Here is a 20,106-nt window from a genome sequence, read left to right as displayed (position 1 = left end):
AAAAAATATCAAGGGAGGTAGAAACAATGAAAAAAATAGCTATTCTAGCTCTTTTAGTAATGGCTTTAGCTACATTTGTTGGTGGGGCAGCATTTGCTTTTGACCAGGAAATGTATGCTGGAGAAAAGGAACTTTGGGAAATGGCAAAACAGGAAAAAGGTTTGAGCAGTTACGATACAGGGCCTACATGGGCTAACTGGAAGGGCCTTTTCGATGGTTTTGCAGCCCGTTATGGTATCAAACTTGTTTATAACGACCTGGGCAGTGGAGCTACTGTTGTTCGCCTTGAGAAAGAGCTTAATAACCCTCAGGCTGACACAGCGTATTACTTTATGCCTTTCGGTGCCCTTGCAAAGGAACGAGGCGTAACTCAGGCTTACAAACCAGTGAACTTCGATAAAATTCCTGAAATCCTTAGAGATCCCGAAGGAAACTGGTTCTCTATTCACAAAGGGACTGTAGTTTTCGTAGTCAACAAGAGATTGGTAAAAGAGGCCCCTACTTCATGGAAGGCTCTTCTTGATCCCAAATTTAAAAAATCCATCGTATATCTTGATCCTCGAACAGCTGGAATCGGATATGCAATCGTAATTGCTACAGCCTATTCTCATGGTGGATCTATAGAGAATCTTGACCCTGGTATCGACTATCTTGCCGAACTTCAAAAGAGCAATAATGTACGTATGATCGAGAAGACTACGCCCTTTGATAAGTTCATTAAGGGAGAAATTCCAGTATGGATTACCTACGACTGGAACGGATATCGTGCAAAATATATTGCCGGTCTTGGTGATGACGTAGAAATAGTGATTCCAGAAGAAGGAACAATTACATCTCCTTATGCCATAAGCATGGCCAAAGGTGCTCCCAATCCAAACAGTGCTAAATTGTGGCTGAACTACATTCTTTCTGACGAAGGCCAGCAGACCTTTGCCAAAGGATATGTACGTCCTATTCGTGACGACGTAGAGCTTCCTGCAGAAGTTGTAGATAAGTTCCTTCCTGCTTCTGAGTACGAGAAGGCGAAGAATGTAGACTGGGTTGCCGCTCAGAAAGTTCAGAAAGAAGCTGCCCAGAAATGGGGAAGCAAGGTTTTAGGCGAAAACTAGAAATAGCAATAAATAAGGGAGGCGGCTCTCTTTTTTGCCGCTTCCCTCTTTTTGAAGGAGTTGAACGTAGGTGGAACGACGAAGCACAGCTTTTTTATTTCTGATGCCCCTTATTCTTTTGTTGGGGGTGTTTCTTATATATCCGCTTGTCTTGGTTTTTGGAGAAAGTGTGACTGTGGATGGAGGTTTCTCTCTTGCCAATTATCTTTTGATTTTTACGAAAAAACTTTATAGAGAATCTCTGGGAACAAGCCTTATGCTTTCTCTTTCTACTGCTGTGTTAGGTACTGTTATCGGACTACCTCTTTCATACGTTGTTTATAAGAGCAAAGGGAGACTTCATCGTTTTCTTATGGCTCTTACAGCTGTTCCTCTTACCTTCAGTGGCCTCGTTATTGGTTTCATGTTTATTATCCTTTTAGGAACGAGCGGCTTCATTACCATGATATTCAGTCGTCTTTTTGGAATTAATGCTTTAGAATTTTCAGCCTTTCTCTTCACATGGCGAGGTCTTGTTGTTGCGTATCTCTACTTTTTGATCCCTCGAATGATTCTTACCATGACAGCTGCATGGAGTAACGCAAACTGGAGCCTTATTGAAGCTGCGGTGAATTTAGGTGCTTCACGTGCCACTATCCTGTTTAAAGTTCTTCTGCCCATGTTGGGGCCAGCAATATTTGCAGGTTCGTCTCTTCTTTTCGCGGTAAGTATGGGAGCTTTTGGTACAGCTTTTGCTCTTACGGGAACAGGAGTTAAAATACTTCCTCTTGTTATTTATACTCACGTTTCAGAAGTTTCTGTAGATATTGGGCGGGCTGACGCCATAGCCGTTGTTCTTGCCGTGGTAACCACTCTGGTTATCATGCTTTACGAGCGCTTTTTTGCTGCCAAGGAAAGATAGCTCTTCTAAAATCCCCTTCTCATTGTGATAGAATGTTTTGAATACTACCACTAGGGAGGGGAGAGGCATGAAGTTTTTTATAACGGGAGGTGGCGGCCAGTTAGCTTTTGCCTTTCAGCGTCTTTTTAAGGAAGAAGACCTGCCTTTCACCATCTATTCCCGTCAGGAACTAGATATAACGGATATTTCCAGAGTTCGGCGACGAATACATGAAGATCAGCCCAATGTAATCATAAATTGCGCAGCCTGGAACGATATAGATGGGGCAGAACAGAACTGGCGAGATGCGTATCTTGTTAATGCTATTGGCCCTAAAAATTTAGCTATAGCAGCAGAAGAACAGAACATTCCCCTTGTGACATTCAGTTCAGATTATGTTTTTAATGGAAAAAGCGTACGTTCATGGACCATTGCTGACACTCCCGATCCAATTAACGTCTATGGCCGAACAAAGCTTCTGGGTGAAGATTTTGTTAAAAATCACATCCATCGATTTCTTATTGTACGAATAAGCTGGCTTTTTGGTCCTGAGGGAAAAGAAGAGTCGAACTTTTTGAAACAGGTTTTGCGATTGAGTCGGGAACAAAACGAATTGAAAGTTGTATCAGATCAGATATCAAGCCCGACATATGCTCCAGACCTTGCTGAAAGAGTGATGGATCTCTTATCTCTTCGTGCATGGGGAGTCTACCATCTTTCGTGTAGTGGGCGATGCAGCAAATATGATTGGGCTTCTTTTGCGCTGAAAGAGCTTGGTGTGACAAAGAATATATATCAGGTCCAGAGCGATGAGTTCAGACCCATTGCGCAAAGGCCCTCTATGAGCGCTCTTGATCCTTTCCCTCTCGATACATTAGGTATATACATGCCTCGCTGGGAAGATGCAACATTGCGTTTTCTCAAGTCTATTGGACAGAAAAATGGTGATATTGACGATGCTTAAAGGTCATTTTGATGGTGCATCACGGGGCAATCCTGGCGATGCAGGGGCAGGGGCCCTTTTATACGACGAAAATAATCATATTATCTGGCAACAAAAGCTCTATCTTGGCTCCAAAACCAACAATGAAGCCGAATATGAAGCTCTTCTTATGTTGCTTCGGGAAATTGATAATAGGGGATTTCAGCGTGTTACTATCCGAGGGGATAGTCGTCTTGTTGTTTGCCAAATGAATAAGGAATGGAAGATTAATAGCCTTCATCTTAAAGAACTCTGGCAGAGGGCCCAAGAGTTGTCGCGTGGAAAAAATCTTTCTTATGAATGGGTTCCGAGAAATGAAAATAGTGACGCTGACAGACTCTCAAACGAGGCGATAGACGACCACTACGGTGCGAAGAAGATGGAAACAATAGAATTTGTAGAAGTGGTTGATAAGGTAGAAACAGGGCGAAATCGAAGTGTTGAATTTGACCTTTCCCTCCTTGAGCAGATTACTGACACTCTTTTCATCGCTCATGGTACAGAAGATTATGCCGTAGATATTCTTCATAGGGCGTGTACGTGTCCTGCTTTTGTGCATCGCAGACGATGTAAGCATTTGGATGCAGCATTGAAAAAGAAGTCGCAGGAGATGAACATGAAGTGACAACAACCCTTGATCGTAGAACGTTTTGGCTCTGCTGGCTCGTAACCTATCTTGGGCAGGCCTATGTTTCTATGTTTTTTATGTACCCCGTGGCCTTGCAGCAACAAGGTATTTCTCTCGCTTTGACAGGATGGCTTATGAGTATCTTCAGCGTGGCTTCAACTCTGATCCGTCCTGTTGGAAGCCTGATGAGCGAGAGGATTGGTGTTCGCAAAAGCCTTCTTTTTGCCTCTCTATTGCTTTTTGTTTGTTCTCTCCCCTTTCTTTTCTTTAACTCTTTTAGCTCTCTTATGGTTATTCGGGGGAGTGTGGGGCTTTTTTATGGAATAGTTATGGTCGCCGTAACCACGTATCAGGCTTTGAGTATTCCTTCGGAACGCCGAGGGAGTCTCTATGCGTGGATAGCCATTGCCTATGTTTTGCCGCAACTCTCAGTGCTTCCTTTGAGTGAGTTTTTCCTTTCTAAAGTAGGAACCTTTGCCTTCCTGACTCTTGCTCCAATTATTGCTATAGCAACATTTGCAGTGTCAAAACAGCTTCCGAGATTGAAAGATCTCAAAAAAGAAAGTAAAGAGACAGAGGATACATACTTGACACAAAGTAGCTCTGAACAAGAAGAAAATTGGGGAAGCTGGAAGGAAATGTTTTATGTTCCGGGTTTCTGGCCTCTTGTGCTCACCCTTTTATCGTGGTCTTTCCTCAATTCTTCCACGTTACAGTATATGCCAGCTTTTATCCGTTCTCGCGGCTTGATTGCTTCTTCCTTTATGGCTGCCAATGCCGGAGTTGCCCTTCTTTTACGTCTTTTCGCCATTCGCCTTATGGATAAGCTTGATAGAAAAATTGGCAGCGGTTTTACCATAGCCTTAATGGGGGCTATTGTTATCGTGACACGTTTTGCCTCCTCTAACCACTCTTTCTTCCTATTGGGAGCAATATATGGTTTAGGAATGGGAATTGGGTTTCCAATGATATTGGCTCTTATGCCCGATATTTTTCCTGAGAGGCTTAGGCCTAAAGGAGTTGCTGCAGGAACACTGCTTATCGAGTTCGGTTTTATCTTTACCCCCTTTCTTATGAGCTACGGCGGATCGATCTTCGGATTGGGCAATATGTTGGCTTTTATGGGGTGTATAGGTTGTGCAGGAGGTTTGTTCTTGAGTCTCTTTGTATGGCGGAAGAAAGCGTAGGAAGAGCAGCTACGAGGGCCTTCGTGTAGTTGTGTTGGGGGGCGGTAAGAAGAGTTTTTGTGCTGTTTTCTTCACAACACTCTCCTTTGAGCAAGACCATGCCGTGGCTGGCTGCCGCTCTGGCCAGATAGAGGTCATGGGTAACAAATATCATCGACATTCCCTCTTTTACCCTCTTGTTAAGCACTTCGATAATTTCACTTCGTGTTGAAGCGTCCTGCATGCTTGTTGGCTCATCACAGAGCAAAAGTCGAGGTTCAAGAATCAAGGCTCTGGCTATTGCCACTCGTTGCCGTTGACCTCCAGATAAGCCGAAGCGCACTTGAGAAAAGAGCAGCCTCTCTTCAGTTATACCTAACGTATGTAAAAGGTGACGTGCTTTACTATACGCATCCAAGCGACTCTTTCGTCCATAAACTATAAGCCAGGGTTCAGCAACGGCATCTATAACAGAAAGAGTTGGAGGAAGGCTCCCATAAGGATCTTGAGGAACATACCCACATTTCCTACGTAGCTCTATTAAAGAGTGGTGTGTGCATGTATTGATATTTTCGCCAAAAAGCTCTACATACCCTGACGTCGATTGAATGAGTCCAAGAATAACCCTAAGCAAAGATGTCTTCCCGCTCCCAGATTCTCCTATTAAAGCGAGGCTTTCACCTTGCTTCAAAATAAGAGAAATATCTTTGAGGGCCCAAATGCCCTCCATTTTAGGGTCTCTTGAGGGGTAGAAGAGGCTGACCTTATTTGCCGTTAAAATTGTGTTTGTCATATCTCTTCACCTTCCAAATGAAGTAATGCTTTTACAAGTTGTTTGGTGTGCTCATGGTGCGGATTTTTCACAATTTCTTCAGGAGAACCCTTTTCCACTATTTCTCCCTCATGCATAACGGCGATTTTATCGCAGATTTGGGCAGCAAGAGGAAGGTCGTGGGTGACGAAAAGAAGCCCCATATCCTTCTCTTTTGTTAATGTAGCTAGTGTTTCTACTATCTCTCTTTGGGTAATGACATCTAAAGCGGTAGTTGGTTCGTCGGCAAGAAGAAACGTTGGATTACATGCTAAGGCTGTGGCTATAGCTGCCCGTTGTTTCTGTCCCCCCGAAAGCTCATGGGGATAACGATTAAGATATGATGCATCAAGCCCAGCTTCTTTCATAACCCTTTCACATCGTTGCTTTATTGCATGGGGTGGAAGTTCCATGTGAAACGTCAAAACCTCTTCAATATGTTTCCCGATAGTTAATACTGGCGTAAAAGAGTTCATGGCTCCCTGAGGAATAAGAGCAATCTCTTTCCAACGTATGGTATTGAGAGTGTCTTTTTTAAGAGAGAGAATGTCGAGATCGTCAAGAAGAATAGCTCCAGAGACTTCAGTATTAGAAGGAAGAAGCCTTGGAATAGCCATAAGTAAAGAACTTTTCCCACTGCCGGATTCTCCGACAAGACCGATGATTTCCCCCTTGGGAATAGAAAGTGAGGCGTTGTTTACGGCAAATACGCTTTTTGATGGCGTTATATATGTAATGGAAAGATCGATGATTTGTATCATTGTTTAAGTGCTCCCTTCAATTGGGGGTCAATCTGCTCTTCAAGAAATTTCCCGAGATCAAGAAAAATCAGACAGAGTAGGGTTATGCCAAGACCAGGGGGCAGAAGCATCCACCATGCTCCACGGGTAAAAGCTCCGAAAGAATGGGCTTCGTGAAGCATCCTTCCCCACGAAATGATTCTGGGGTCTGAAAGGCCGAGGAAAGATATTCCCGCCTCGGCTAAAATAGCACCTGGAACACCGAGTGCTATGTTGGCCAGAAGTAGTGGAAGAGTCTCTGGAAGCAGGTGTCGCCAGAGAATGTAAAAGGTCGGCGCGCCGAGACCACGAAGACCTTCTATATAACTACTGTCGCGGAGAGATAAAGTCATGGCTCTGACAGTGCGTGCTGTTCCCATCCACGAGAAGAGCGATAAGATAAGAACGAGTTGCCATAATCCCTTTCCCCAATAGGCGGCAAGTACCATAAGAATGGGAAGAATGGGTATAGAAAGAAGAATATCGACACCCCTCATAATGATGGTATCTGTCCAGCCGCCGGCATAGCCACTGATCAAACCGAAGAAAAGGCCGAGCAGGGAGGCCAAAAGTGTTGCTGATATTCCCACAATGAGAGAAACACGGATTCCGGCAATGAAGAGCGAAAAAATATCTCTTCCCCGTTGATCGGTTCCTAAAAGGCCCCACCGTCCTCCCTTAATATCAAATGTTATCGTTCCTCTCATTTCCGGTGGAGCTGAAAAATCAGGTTCGACGCGAAAGATATATTCACCTTTTTCTGAAAAAAGTTCGCTCGGAATCTGGGCGAAAGGAGAAAAATTAAGCCTTTGTTTAAAGGAAAGGTCTCGTCCGTCTATGTCAAAAGTATTTTTCCCAACAGTTAAGTGGTGCAAAACAAATTTTTGTGTCGGAGTTTCGAGAACAAGGGCAGATGGAACAGAGAGCGTTATCTCACCTGAAAGATGAATTTGTGTCGGAGGATTGTAGGGCCAGGCAATATTTTTTTTCAGGATATTTTCTGAAAGAGTTATTTTCATTGTGGGAGGAAGATTCCTCTTGAGCCATAATGGTGTTGAAAAAGGTGGTGCAACCTCTTGGTTGGGAGAAACCGACAATGAAAAAGGGGCCAAAATGCTCAAAACTGCTATAAAGAGAAGAAGTAAAAAACTCCATCGTCGAAAGAGGCTCATCATTAGCGCCCTCTCCTTTCGAAACGAACACGGGGATCGACTATACCGTAGAGAAGGTCAGCGGCAAGGTTGCAAAAGATAGTGAGAAGGGCCAGAAGATAAAAGGAAGCACCTGCCGATGGGTAGTCTTGCCCTGTAATGGCTTCCAGCAGAAAACGGCCTACCCCATGGAGGGAAAAGACTGTTTCTGTAATGACGGCTCCAGAGATAATGCCAGGTAACGAAAGAAGAAAAATCGTTAGAAGAGGAGGAAGCAGTGTACGAAAAGCGTGATTCCAGACAATATGTTTTTCAGGAAGTCCCCGAGCTTCTCCCATAAGAATGAAGTCTTCGCTTAGCACTTTAACCATAAGATTGCGAACATAGAGAGCCCATCCCCCGAATCCCAGAAGAACAAGCGATCCCACAGGCAAGATTAAGTGCCATATATAATCTGTTAACTGAGCCCAGAATCCAATGGGAGGAGGAACAGAAACACTTCCCCGCAAAGGGAAAAGGGGAATGGCATACGCAAAAATGAGAAGAAGCAGCAACTGAACAAAAAACGAAGGGAAAGAAAAAGAGACAGCTCCACTCCAAAGAACGATCTTTTCGATCCATTTACCACGTTTTAAAGCCGCCTGTATGCCAAGCCAAGTTCCCAGAAAGGCTGAAAGTAAGAGGGCACTCCCCAATAGAGTAATCGTGTTGGGAAGACGGGTTGCCAATTCTTCCCATACGGTACGTCCCGTTAAAAAGGAGTAGCCGAAATTAAAAGTTATCATTTGCTTAAGGTAAAGCAAAAACTGAAAACTCAAGGGCTTATCAAGGCCGTAAAGTTTCGATAGTTCTGCCTTCGCCTCAGGAGAGAATCGAGGGTCGAGCATGGTTGCTACAGGATCTCCTGGCATAAGTCGAAAGAGAAAAAAATTTAAAATGAGAACCACAAACAAGACGAGCAGAGAACCTGCGATACGTCGCCACCAGTAGCTTTTCATTTCTGTCACCGGTTATTTAAGAGCCAGAAAAGAGGATTCTTCGTGAGGTGTACATACTCCCCAGGCCTGTATTCTCTAAAGATAAACGGACCTGACCCCATAAGCTGAGTTAGTTTTTTCTCTTTATCAAGCCATGTTTGAGATGGTTTCCAGCTCCGCCAATCTTTCACCTGCTCTAAAACGTGCCGGGGAAAGAGAGGAAGGCCTCCTATGTTATGAAGATGCCAGTAGCTTGTAGAGTTCATTGTAACAATAAGAGTTTGAGCATCGGGAGTTTCAATGTTTTCTACATCTCGTACCGAATCGTAATAGCGGGGTAATTGATGGTTTTTCAGATATTCAATAGTGTAGGCTGCGTCTGATGAGGTTAATGGGCGTCCATCCTGCCAAAGCATCCCCTTCTTCATATGAAATGTAAGTTGGGTAACATTATGTTTATCTTTTTTCACGGTATCGACAGACCATGATTCTGCTACCCAAGGAAGATCTGTTAACGTCTCTGGATCAATAGCGAGAAGAGAATCATAGATAAAGGCCAATACATTCCAGTCGTAGGCAGAACTCGTATCAAGGGGGTTGAGAGAGCGTGGCTCGTCAAGTAAAACCCATCGGAGAGGTTTCATGGAGCCCTGCGCAGGTTCCAACTGGAAAAGACTCCAAATATTATCAGCTGTCGTATAAGACGTTGTAACATATCCCTTCCACGATGATGTGGCCGCCGTAATAAAATATCTACTATAAATTGGAATAACAGGAACAAGTTCTGAAAGGAGCTTTTGGCTTTCGGAAGCTGCTTCTCGAGCTGCTTCTTCGTCAGGGGCCCATCGAAGTCGAGATACAACATCATCAAGTTGAGGATGGGATATTCCAGAAATGTTATAGCCGCCTTGTACATCCATGGAAGAATGATAAAAAGCGAAAAGAGAATCGGGATCGCGAGTCATTTGCCATGCTAAAACATACGTATCGAACTTCCGTTCGTCAAGACGGGCAATCATGGCTGAAAAGTCCATAGGCTCTACCTCTAGGGGAATTCCAATTGCACGTAGAGACGTTGCTATCCGTTCAGCTATTTCAGCCGTTGTCGGTGAAACTTGAGCTGTGGGAGAGAGCATCTTCATTGGAGGTAGCTCTCGGTGTTCTTCTGGATCTGTAAGAATTCCTTTGTTATTCCACGTCCAACCGGCATCTTTCAACCTTTTTTTAGCCTTCTCCGGATCAGAAAAATAATGAATAACATCTTTTTCATAGTAGGGAGAAGCAGGTGGTAAAAATGTGGAAAGGGGCTCTGCGTAACCTGAGAAGAGATCACGAACTATCTTTTCGCGGGGAATAGCTTCCCATGCAGCTTGTCTGAGTTCTTGCCGATTCCACGGAAACATTCGAAGATTCATTCCGAAGAAAAAACCATGAAAGCCTTTTGCCAATGACATCTGAATTGATGCATTTTGTGATAATCGCTCTATATCAGCGGGACGGGCAATATCTGTAAGCATCTGTATTTCATCTTTTTCGAGGGCCAAAAGCTGAGCGTCAGGATCACGAATAATGACAAGGTACAGATCCTTGATTTTAGGGCCTCTAAACAGAGACATATCAAAACTGTACCCCTCTTGGGGAAAAGACAAACTGAGCAGAAAAGCAACGCTGAATAATATAAAGAAACGCTTCATATTTTCACCCCCGGAGAATGCATATAACATTGTTCATTTATTCTAACAAAAAATGGGAAGATTCTTATGAAGTTTTCAAAAAAGTTTACGTTATGCTTCCTTACTCACGTTCTATATTTTAGTTTTATAATAGGCATACTATTTGTAATGCTTCTTTAGTGAAGGAGGGATGAGATGGCTATTTTAAAGGAGTTTAAAGAATTTGCAGTTAAGGGAAATGCAATGGATATGGCTGTAGGCATCATTATAGGAGGTGCTTTCGGAGGTGTCGTATCGTCTTTAGTGAAGGATGTTATTATGCCTCCTATTGGCATGGCGCTTGGTAATGTGGATTTTAAAGATATCTTTATGGTACTCAGAGAGGGAGCAACTCCAGGCCCATATCTTTCTTTGGCTCAAGCGCAAGAGGCTGGGGCGATTACTATGAATATCGGCGTTTTTGTAAACTCTGTAATCAGCTTTCTCATTGTGGCTTTTGCTGTTTTTATTTTGGTTAAAAATTTAAATCGTCTACGAAGACCGCCAGCACCAGCTCCTAAGCCACCTGTTAAAATATGTCCCTATTGTTTTACTGAAATTCCAGAAAAGGCATTACGGTGTCCTGCTTGTACTTCAACTTTGGAAAAATAATATTTTATGATCTGAACAGGTGAATAGTCTAATGAAGAAACTTTCAAATTTTGCAGTGGTTTTCGTCTCTGCAATTGCTCTTACATTTGCATTTATTGCAACTCCATCTTTGGCGATGACGGCCCTTTCATCTCAGGGTATGGTTGTCGCTATGAATTTTGATGCGGCCAAAGTTGGTGCGGAAATTTTGGAAAAGGGTGGCAATGCCTTCGATGCTGCTATAGCTGTCAGCCTGGCTTTAGGTGTAGTGGAACCCTACGGTTCAGGTTTGGGGGGAGAAGGATATATTGTTGCCCGAACAGCTGATGGCAATCGCTTCGCTTTGGATTTTAGAAGCGTGGCGCCGCGAATGGCAACATATGGAAGCATAGAAAAATCTGGTCTTTCTTTTGCAGAGGCAATGCAGACGTTAAAAGGTGTTGGAGTTTTTAGCTTACCGGCAGCCTTAGAGTACATTCACCAAAAGGCAGCAACTATGCCTATGGAAGCACTTGCTGAACCGGCAATTCATTTGGCGCAAGATGGATTTGCAGTGAATAAACAGTTTGCTCAGGCTGTAACTCTTGAGTATGAAAAGCTTCTTCGTTCAGCTCAGGGCTTTTTGAAAGAGAGCATTTTACCTTGGGAGGAAGGAGATTGGTATTCAAATCCCTCTTTAGCAGAGACACTTCGTATCTTTGGCAGAGAAGGAGCAAAAGCTTTCTATAATGGCTCTATTGCTGATTCCATTGAATTTTTTATGAAAAAAAACGGAGGTTGGCTCAGAAAAGAAGATTTTCAAAACTATCGTGTAATTGAAAAAGTACCTCTTCATGGAACATATCGTGGATATGATATTTATGTTTCAGATATGCCAGCAGGCGGTCCGCGTCTTATCGAAACCTTGAATATTTTGGAAAAATTCAACATGTCAGCCTTTGACTGGGATGATCCCCTCAGAATCCATATCATGCAGGAAGTTTTTATTTTGACAGCTCTGGATCAGGAAAAATACGTTGGTGATCGAGACTTCAGTTCTTTACCTAAGCAAGCTTTGACAGATAAAAAATATGCAGAGCGTCGATTTATGGAAATTAACTTATCGAAAGCTTCTTTACCGCAAAGTTGGAAAAAACGATACGGAAATCCTTTGCCTTTTGAAGAGAACCAAGGATTTACGGATGTACTTCTACAAGAAATAGATACAACATCTACACGTGCGAAATCTATTGAAAAGGAAGAAGCTTTTTCTGTTGAATCACCAACAACAACTCACTTTGCTGTTATGGATAAAGATGGGAACGTTGTTTCATGTACTCAGACCATATCTGATTTTTTCGGAACAGGATATTGGATTAACGGTTTCTTCCTTAATAATGAGTTAAATAATTTTAGTGGAGATGCTACATATGGTGCTCCTCTTTATCTGGAAGGTGGCAAACGTCCACGAACAACAATCGCGCCGTTAATTATTGAAAAAGACGGAAAGGTTGCTTGGGTTCTCGGAACTCCTGGCGGAGGTCGCATCGTTTCTACCCTCGTTCAGATTATTGTCGATCTTATTGATTTTGATATGTCTTTAGAAGATGCTGTAAAGTCTCCAAAGTTTGTAGGCTATGTTCTATATCCAGAATTGCGAATGGAGAAGGGCTTTTCAACGAAGACAGTTGATTGCCTTCAGAACTTTTTTGGACACGTTGTCAAAGTCTATGAGTATCCGGATATGTTTTTCGGGGGATTAAATATGATTGAAGTTCAAGAAAACGGTAGTATAAAAGGAGTGGGGTCATTTCGGCGCAGCGGTTCAGCAGTTGCTCCTGAAAATTAGACAAAATAGTAAAACATTACATAATGTGTAAAAGGGCTTTTCTCTAAAAGGAGGTTTCCTTCCTAAATAATCGTCTCTTTTCAATAAAGAAAGATAAGAGAGGTGGAAAATCGATTTTAATTGACCGGTGTTATGGAGCGTGATAGACTAATTTTCAAATGGTCGACCGGTCGACCATTTGACTAAAAAGCATACAGAAGTTTTTTTGAGCGCGCTTTTCTATATATAAATCATGCTTCTAGTGAGAGGTGGTTATTTGTGCTTAGGTATGTCTTTCGAAGAATCTTGCTACTCATACCCGTTGTTCTAAGTGTCATGGTTATCATCTTCACGATTTTGTACTTTACTCCTGGAGATCCTGCGCAAATTGCTCTTGGTCAAGAGGCGACCGTCGAGACTGTCGCAGCATTCCGTGCTGAACGAGGTTTGGATGACCCATTCTTTGTTCAGTTGGGGCGCTATCTTTATCGGGCAGTTTTCCATGGGGATCTTGGGTACTCGTACGCGATGAAGAGCCCTGTTTCTATGGAGTTGGCTTCACGCATTCCGGTAACTATGAAACTAGCCTTTTGGGCTGTTGCTTTTAGTACTTTGGTGGGAATCCCTTTGGGGGTTATTTGCGCAATACGTCAATATTCTATTTTGGATAGTATTACGACCCTTATAACCCTTCTCGGTGTTTCTATGCCTACTTTCTGGAGTGGCCTTCTATTTATTCTTGCTTTTTCAGTGTATCTCGGATGGTTGCCATCCATGGGATTCGATACGGTGAGCCAGATGGTTATGCCCATTATTACGTTGTCCGGATCTGCCGTAGCCCTCATAGCCAGAATAACAAGGTCGAGTATGCTAGAGGTTATTCACTCAGACTATATTCGTACCGCTCGTGCCAAGGGTCAAAAAGAGAGTATCGTCATTATGCGCCACGCTTTGCCAAATGCCATGATTCCCATTCTTACCATCATTAGTATGCAATTTGGAATGCTTCTTGGCGGTTCTATTGTTACAGAAGCTATATTCTCCATCTCTGGCGTGGGCCGTCTCATGTTAGAGGCTATTAATATGCGCGACTATCCCATCATTCAAGGTGGCGTTCTCTTTATTTCTATCGCGTTCTGCCTTGTCAACTTAACGGCAGATATCCTCTACGCGTTTGTTGACCCTCGTATTCATGTGAAATAGAGGTGGGAAGCTCAATGTTTAAAAATAATTCTATGATGAAATATACCCTTATACGGTTGAGAAGAAACTATCTTGCAGTGCTTGGTATTGTTATTCTTCTCATATTGATAGGTATGGCCATATTTGCAGATCAAGTTGCTCCTTATGGTTATGCTGACCAAGACTACATGATGATCCGTAAACCGCCTTCCACGACCCATCTTTTGGGAACCGACGAATTTGGGCGAGATGTTCTCAGCCGAATTATTTTCGGTTCAAGGGTTTCTTTGCAAGTCGGTCTGATCGCTGTTTCAATTTCTCTTATTGCAGGTGGTGCTATCGGAGCTATTGCCGGATATTTTGGTGGCAAAATTGATAACTTCCTGATGCGTATCATGGATATCCAACTTGCTATCCCAACCATACTTTTGGCAATCGTTATATCTGCCGCCCTTGGGCCTGGTCTGTTCAACCTGATGGTAGCTGTTGGTATAACATCAATTCCTCGTTTTGCCCGTCTGATGAGAGCTTCCGTTCTCTCGATAAAGGGAATGGAGTTTATTGAAGCGGCGCGGGCTATGGGCGCGAGTCATACGCGCATCATTTTGTTATATATATTGCCAAACTGTGCGGCACCCCTGATTGTTCAGTCTACCCTCAGTGTCGCAAACGCAATACTTTTTGCAGCTACATTAAGTTTCCTTGGCTTGGGTATTCAGCCTCCCTATCCGGAATGGGGTGGAATGCTTTCTGCTGCGAGACCGTATCTCAGAAACAGTGCGTACTTAAGTATTGCTCCCGGATTGGCAATTATGATCACCATTATGGCTTTGAACTGCGTTGGCGATGGACTTCGGGATGCCCTTGATCCGAAGCAGAAACGGTAGGTGTACTAAAATGACGAACATGGTAGATGATAACTCTCCCCTTCTTGATATTCGCAATCTTTCCGTGCGTTTTAATACAGATTCGGGTGTTGTCGAAGCTGTAAATAACCTGAATCTTTTTCTGCGCAAGGGAAAAGCTCTTGGTCTCGTTGGTGAGACTGGAGCGGGTAAGACTACCACAGCTCTTGCCGTCCTTCGCCTTATTCAATCTCCTCCTGGAGAAGTAACAAACGGAGAAATCATTTTCGAAGGTCAGGATATTATGAAAATGACCGAAGCCGAAATGCGGCATATTCGTGGAGACAGGATCGCTATGATTTTCCAGGATCCCATGTCCTCTCTTAACCCCATTATGACTGTTGAAGAACAAATAATGGAAATGATTTCACTCCATTCTGACTTAAATAAAGAACAAGCTCACGAACGTGCTCTTGAAATGTTGAAGCTTGTCGGAATACGCACAGAACGAGCAAAGGATTTCCCTCACCAGTTTTCCGGCGGAATGCGCCAAAGGGTAGGTATTGCCATTGCTCTTGCATGTAAGCCAAGTCTTTTGATTGCAGACGAAGCAACTACGGCTCTCGATGTAACAATACAGGCACAGGTTTTGGAGCTTATTAAAGAACTTCAGTCTGTTGTTAACACGTCATTGATTTTAATTACCCACGATTTGGGAATTGTTTCTGAGATCTGCGATGACGTAGCGATTATGTACGCTGGCCGTTTGGTCGAGTATTCAGATATTCGGAGTTTGTACAGTAAACCCATGCATCCTTACACACAGGGCCTTTTTAATGCTGTCCCTAGCCTTGATAGTGATATTAGCCAAAAATTACATGTTATTCCTGGGTTGCCGCCCGATCCTACCGATTTGCCGAAGGGGTGCTGTTTCTCCCCCCGTTGTCCCTATGCTCGGGATATTTGCCACGAAAAAGCTTGTGGCATGAAAGAGTATGAGCCCAATCACTTTGTCGATTGTTATTTCCCATTGGGTGTTGAAGGGAGGCGGCCGTAGTGTGTGCACAGGTCGAAAAAACAGAAACTTTCATAGAGATTAAGCATCTTAAGAAATATTTCAACGTCCATAAGGGCCTTTTACATGCCGTAGATGATGTCAACCTCTCGATCCCAAGGGGGAAAACTCTGGGATTAGTCGGAGAATCCGGTTGTGGAAAGTCAACACTGGGAAGAGTTGTCATTGGTCTTATTGAAGCAACGGGCGGAGAAGTTCTTTTTGATGGAGAAGATACTCTTAAATATAACAAAGAAGAAAGAAACGAATTCAGAAAAAGAGCTCAGATCGTATTTCAGGATCCCTTCTCTTCATTGAATCCGAGAATGTCTGTCTCTCAGCTTATTGCCGAACCATTGTTGATTAACAAGACATGCTCAGGCAAAAAAGAGATAGATGCCAAAATTAAAAAATTAATGGATACGGTAGGACTTGCCGAGAGGCTTGCTACTTCTTTTCCTCATGAGCTTGACGGTGGTCGTCGTCAGCGCATTGGAGTAGCCAGGGCCCTTGCTCTTGATCCTGATTTTATAGTGCTTGACGAACCCGTTTCGGCGCTTGATGTCTGCATTCAGGCTCAGATTCTCAATTTGCTTGGCGATTTGCAAAAAGAACGTGAGTACACCTATCTGTTTATATCTCACGATTTGAGTGTTGTTCGTTACGTTTCTGATGAAGTGGCTGTTATGTACTTGGGGCAGGTTGTTGAAAAGGCTGAAAATATAGCACTTTTTAAAGAACCGCTTCATCCCTACACGCAGGCTTTACTTTCAGCTGTTCCCGTTGTGGATTTAGACAACAAAAAGAAAAGAATATTGCTTGAAGGTGATGTCCCTAGTCCAATTAATCCTCCAGCTGGATGTCGCTTTGCAGGACGTTGTGCCTATCGTCAGGATATATGCACGAAGGAAACGCCGCTTCTTAATGAGATAGAACCAGGGCACTTCGTTTCGTGTCACTTTACTAAACATCTAGAACGTCATAAATAACGGAGAAAAATTATGCGCTCAAATGCCGAACAGACATCAGAACACATGCGATGGTTTACAGGTGTACCCATAGGAACAAATCCTCTCATACTTTTAGATATGGGAATTTCTTCCGTGATTTTGTGGAGCCTTGCTGTTGTTCTTGTCATTTTGCTTCAGGCATTTTTCGGCAAGTCGATGAGTGGGGCATATATTCGTTCTGCTGTTCTTTTTGCCAATTATCTTGTTGCTTTCGTAGTTGGAGCTTTTTTGATTGTTGCTTTTTTGCTTTTCCCAAATCATTACGTGGTTCTCTATCGATTCGACCCTGAGTATGCATATAGCGAAAGCATGAAAGGGAAGAGGTTTTCTTTGAGAGAGAGTATGCACTGGCGTCCCTTTCAAGTAAACGCTATAGAGAAGTTTAAACGTAACGTTACCAAAAAAGTTCAATGGAGTGACGTGCGTTGCTTCCAGACAATGGATACAATGCACGTTATCTTCCTGAAAGGAACAAAAGGCACTCTTATGCGAATTTATTGCCCCGATGAGCATGTCTATAGGCAAGCAGTGGCCTATATTCAGCAAAGAGAAATAAAGGAGATCAAAAAATGAACTCTATCCTTGCTCAGAAGGTTCAGGAATTTGCACAAGATGTCATTGAGTGGAGACATCAGATTCATCAGAACCCTGAATTAGGTTTTTGTGAATTTGAGACATCCAATTTGATAGAAGAGAAACTTCGTTCTTTTAATGTCGATAAAATTCAAAGAATCGGAAGAAGCAAAACGGGTATCTGTGCTGAACTTTATGGAACGGGAAACGGGCCAAAGCGCTGTATTGGTCTTCGTGCAGATATTGACGCATTGCCGATTCAAGAACAATCCGGAGTCTCATATGCTTCTAAAAAAGATGGAGTTTTTCATGGTTGTGGCCATGATTCTCATGCTGCTATTTTGCTTGGTACAGCCTGGCTCCTCAGTGAATTGCGGGATCAGTTTTCAGGGTGTGTGAAATTCTTTTTTCAACATGCCGAAGAGCTTTCAGGCGGTGGTAAAGAGTTTATAGAAGCAGGAGTAATGGAAAATCCCCACGTTGATGGAGTGTTGGCCCTCCATGCCCTTCCAGATATATACCTGGGAGAAATAGGCGTTCGAGATGACTTCATGACTGCTGGTATTGACCGAATAAAGATTACTGTAGAGGGTAAACAGGCTCATGGTGGATATCCTCACTATGGAGTCGATACAATTCTGGCAGCTTCAACCATAGTGACCACACTTCAGAGTCTAGGCTCACGAGAGCTGGCTCCTACCGATTGTGCTTTTGTAACTTTTGGTCGCATCGAAGGTGGAATATCAAATGCCTATATAGGAGGTCCCGTCGTTATTGAGGGTTCCATTCGTTATCTCCGCAAAACGACGCAGGAACGTTTCCATCGGCGAGTCAGAGAAATTGCGACGAATGTTGGGCAAGCGTTACGAGCAAAAGTCACAGTGGAAATAACGCCCAATATAATCCCGACATGCGTTGACAAGGAATGGGTAAATCGCGTTCGAAGAGTTTGTCGTGATATTGAATCAGTTGAGAGAGTTGTAGATTTGCCTTCACCCGCTATGGGAGGGGAGGATTACGCATATTTCTTGGAAAAGGCTCCTGGAACTTTTTTCAGATTAGGAGTCAGAACTCCTGGTGGGCCCCATTGTCCAACACATTCAATAGATTTTTATATAGATGATCGAGCTATTCCTATTGGCATGGAGGTGATGGCAGCCGCGACACTTGATGCTTTGCGGTAAAATTTGATTTTACTCACTTTTGTTTGGCATTACTTACTACTTTTTAAGGAGTGAAGGGATATGAAGGGAAAGAAATTTTTACACTTGTTCTTTGCTGCAGCTATGTTACTCGTAGTCGCAACCGCTGGTTTCGCTGCTACGATGGATACTTTCACTCTCGGTCTTCCGGGAGACGCGAAAAGCCTCGATCCTCAGAAGGCTATGGACACCATGTCATTTGCTGTTACTAAACATATTAATGAGCCTCTTGTAACAGTAGATGGTAAAACCAAAAAATTGGTTCCGGTGTTGGCTGAGCGTTGGGAAATCCTTGACGATCACACGTACAAGTTTTATCTCAAAAAAGGCGTAAAGTTCCATAACGGAGATGAACTTACAGCAGAAGATGTAGTGTATTCTCTGAAGCGTGTAACGACATCTGAATCTGTTTTCGCCAAGTCAAAGGGCAAATTCATAGATCCTGAGGGATTTGAGATTATCGACAAATATACGGTGATTGTAAGAACCCGCGGTCCTGTTGGTGGCTGGCTTGACTCTATGAAGCACCCCTACGCCAGTATCTTTTGTAAAAGAGCCGTTGAAGAAGGTGGCAAAGAGTATTTCCGTAACCCAGTAGGAACAGGCCCCTTCAAATTTAAGAGCTGGATAAAAGGTGAGCGAATTGAACTCACAGCCTTTGAAGACTATCACGGCAAAAAACCGAACTTCAAGAACTTCAATGTTCTCGTTCTTCCTGACGATAGCAGCAGAGTTATTGCTCTTGAGACAGGCACAGTAGATATGATCTACTCTGTACCACCCAATGACTGCCAGAGATTGAAAGAGTCTGAAAAGGTTAAAGTTGTAGAAGCTCCGGGACTTGTTTTGACTTTCCTTGATATGAATACACAGAAGAAACCTCTTAACGATCCTAAGGTTCGCCTTGCTCTTGAGTATGCTGTTAATAAAGAGGCTTATAACGCTGTTGTCTACCAGGGAACCTCTTCTATTCCCAACGGGCCACTGCTTTCTGCCTGTACCTTTAGCCCGGAGAATGTGAAGACATATCCCTACAACCTTGAGAAGGCGAAAGAACTTCTTAAAGAAGCAGGTTATCCAGATGGCATGACATTAGAGCTCTGGGTCAGCAATTTCCAAGATCAGGTAAATGGAGCTACAGTCATTCAGTCTATGCTTGCTCAGATAGGTATTAAAGTTAATATCCAGGTTTTCGAATCAGCTGTATTTGACGATCACGTGAAGAAACATACACACGATCTTCTTATCAGCAGATGGGGAATGCAGACAAACCGCGACGCTGGACAGTATTGGCTTCCTCTTTTCCATTCTTCAAACGTCAACTCTTCAAACTGGACATTATTGAGCGATAAAGAACTTGATACATATATCGATACAGCGAATATAACAATAGATACTGAAAAGAGAACAGAGCTCTTCCAGAAAGCATGGGATAGACTTGATGTTCTTCACCCTGTTGTTGTTCTTGCAGTGCCTCACGAATTGTATGGCGCCAGAAAAGATTTGGTAGGCGTAGAAGACCTTTATGACGGTCGTTTGAATTACTTGGGGAACCTTTCTTTAGCAGATTAATTTTTCTTTCTCCGAGCAATTGATCTTATGAATCCTGCTTCGCCTTGTATTCAAGGCGAAGCAGGTTTTTCGGCT

Annotated in this window: 19 protein-coding genes; 14 read left to right on the top strand and 5 right to left on the bottom strand. The window is 43.2% G+C overall.

Annotated features, from left to right (window positions below; genetic code table 11):
- Positions 1-26 precede the first annotated feature (26 nt).
- The 5 genes from VB083_RS08810 (at position 27) to VB083_RS08790 (ending at position 4,786) form a co-directional block, all read left to right on the top strand.
- The gene (locus VB083_RS08810) at positions 27-1,109 is read left to right on the top strand and encodes an extracellular solute-binding protein (protein WP_213691698.1); all 1,083 of its coding nucleotides are present in this window, start codon (positions 27-29) and stop codon (positions 1,107-1,109) included.
- Positions 1,110-1,179: 70 nt separating this feature from the next.
- A complete protein-coding gene (locus VB083_RS08805) occupies positions 1,180-2,010 on the top strand; it encodes an ABC transporter permease subunit (RefSeq protein ID WP_213691699.1) in 831 nt (276 codons plus the stop codon).
- A gap of 67 nt (positions 2,011-2,077) precedes the next feature.
- Positions 2,078-2,953 (top strand): dTDP-4-dehydrorhamnose reductase, encoded by an 876-nt coding sequence (gene rfbD, locus VB083_RS08800; RefSeq protein WP_213691700.1) that lies wholly within the window; start codon positions 2,078-2,080, stop codon positions 2,951-2,953.
- Positions 2,946-3,596, top strand: a complete 651-nt coding sequence (locus VB083_RS08795) for a ribonuclease HI family protein (RefSeq protein ID WP_213691701.1) — start codon at positions 2,946-2,948, stop codon at positions 3,594-3,596. Before rfbD ends, VB083_RS08795 begins: the two co-directional genes overlap by 8 nt.
- Positions 3,593-4,786, top strand: coding sequence for an MFS transporter (locus VB083_RS08790; protein WP_213691702.1), 1,194 nt, complete (start codon positions 3,593-3,595; stop codon positions 4,784-4,786). The genes VB083_RS08795 and VB083_RS08790 overlap by 4 nt, the downstream gene beginning before the upstream one ends.
- Here VB083_RS08790 and VB083_RS08785 read toward each other — a convergent pair.
- Genes VB083_RS08785 through VB083_RS08765 form a run of 5 tightly spaced genes read right to left on the bottom strand, consistent with a single transcriptional unit; the run spans position 4,719 to position 10,177 of the window.
- Positions 4,719-5,558, bottom strand: coding sequence for an ABC transporter ATP-binding protein (locus VB083_RS08785; protein ID WP_213691703.1), 840 nt, complete (start codon positions 5,556-5,558; stop codon positions 4,719-4,721). The genes VB083_RS08790 and VB083_RS08785 overlap by 68 nt on opposite strands.
- Complete coding sequence (locus VB083_RS08780) at positions 5,555-6,337, bottom strand: ABC transporter ATP-binding protein (protein WP_213691704.1); 783 nt, start codon at positions 6,335-6,337, stop codon at positions 5,555-5,557. Before VB083_RS08780 ends, VB083_RS08785 begins: the two co-directional genes overlap by 4 nt.
- Positions 6,334-7,530, bottom strand: a complete 1,197-nt coding sequence (locus tag VB083_RS08775; RefSeq protein ID WP_213691705.1) for an ABC transporter permease — start codon at positions 7,528-7,530, stop codon at positions 6,334-6,336. The genes VB083_RS08780 and VB083_RS08775 overlap by 4 nt, the downstream gene beginning before the upstream one ends.
- Positions 7,530-8,504 (bottom strand): ABC transporter permease, encoded by a 975-nt coding sequence (locus VB083_RS08770; RefSeq protein WP_213691706.1) that lies wholly within the window; start codon positions 8,502-8,504, stop codon positions 7,530-7,532. The genes VB083_RS08775 and VB083_RS08770 overlap by 1 nt, the downstream gene beginning before the upstream one ends.
- 5 nt (positions 8,505-8,509) lie before the next feature.
- The gene (locus tag VB083_RS08765) at positions 8,510-10,177 is read right to left on the bottom strand and encodes an ABC transporter substrate-binding protein (RefSeq protein ID WP_307879734.1); all 1,668 of its coding nucleotides are present in this window, start codon (positions 10,175-10,177) and stop codon (positions 8,510-8,512) included.
- 174 nt (positions 10,178-10,351) lie between these two features.
- On the opposite strand from VB083_RS08765, the gene mscL reads away from it, so the two are divergent.
- From mscL to VB083_RS08720, 9 genes are all read left to right on the top strand, one after another.
- Positions 10,352-10,807, top strand: coding sequence for a large-conductance mechanosensitive channel protein MscL (gene mscL / locus VB083_RS08760; protein ID WP_213691708.1), 456 nt, complete (start codon positions 10,352-10,354; stop codon positions 10,805-10,807).
- A gap of 31 nt (positions 10,808-10,838) precedes the next feature.
- Entirely contained in the window at positions 10,839-12,614 is a 1,776-nt protein-coding gene (ggt, locus tag VB083_RS08755) for a gamma-glutamyltransferase (RefSeq protein ID WP_213691709.1), read from the top strand.
- A gap of 258 nt (positions 12,615-12,872) precedes the next feature.
- Positions 12,873-13,796: an ABC transporter permease gene (locus VB083_RS08750; protein WP_213691710.1), complete on the top strand. Its 924-nt coding sequence runs from the start codon at positions 12,873-12,875 to the stop codon at positions 13,794-13,796.
- A gap of 14 nt (positions 13,797-13,810) precedes the next feature.
- Complete coding sequence (locus VB083_RS08745; RefSeq protein ID WP_213701607.1) at positions 13,811-14,662, top strand: ABC transporter permease; 852 nt, start codon at positions 13,811-13,813, stop codon at positions 14,660-14,662.
- Positions 14,663-14,681: 19 nt separating this feature from the next.
- Positions 14,682-15,677, top strand: coding sequence for an ABC transporter ATP-binding protein (locus VB083_RS08740; protein WP_374047612.1), 996 nt, complete (start codon positions 14,682-14,684; stop codon positions 15,675-15,677).
- Positions 15,677-16,663: an ABC transporter ATP-binding protein gene (locus VB083_RS08735; protein WP_307879735.1), complete on the top strand. Its 987-nt coding sequence runs from the start codon at positions 15,677-15,679 to the stop codon at positions 16,661-16,663. Before VB083_RS08740 ends, VB083_RS08735 begins: the two co-directional genes overlap by 1 nt.
- Before the next feature lie 12 nt (positions 16,664-16,675).
- Complete coding sequence (locus VB083_RS08730; RefSeq protein WP_307879736.1) at positions 16,676-17,257, top strand: hypothetical protein; 582 nt, start codon at positions 16,676-16,678, stop codon at positions 17,255-17,257.
- Positions 17,254-18,441 carry a M20 metallopeptidase family protein gene (locus tag VB083_RS08725; protein ID WP_213691714.1) on the top strand — a complete coding sequence of 396 codons (1,188 nt, stop codon included), beginning with the start codon at positions 17,254-17,256 and terminating at the stop codon, positions 18,439-18,441. Before VB083_RS08730 ends, VB083_RS08725 begins: the two co-directional genes overlap by 4 nt.
- Before the next feature lie 60 nt (positions 18,442-18,501).
- A complete protein-coding gene (locus tag VB083_RS08720; RefSeq protein ID WP_213691715.1) occupies positions 18,502-20,031 on the top strand; it encodes an ABC transporter substrate-binding protein in 1,530 nt (509 codons plus the stop codon).
- The last annotated feature ends 75 nt before the right edge of the window (positions 20,032-20,106 follow it).

The sequence above is a fragment of the Aminobacterium sp. genome (assembly GCF_034926885.1).
Lineage (GTDB): Bacteria > Synergistota > Synergistia > Synergistales > Aminobacteriaceae > Aminobacterium.
The sequence above is the reverse complement of the archived record's forward strand: the minus strand, read 5'-3'. Positions and strand labels throughout refer to the sequence as shown.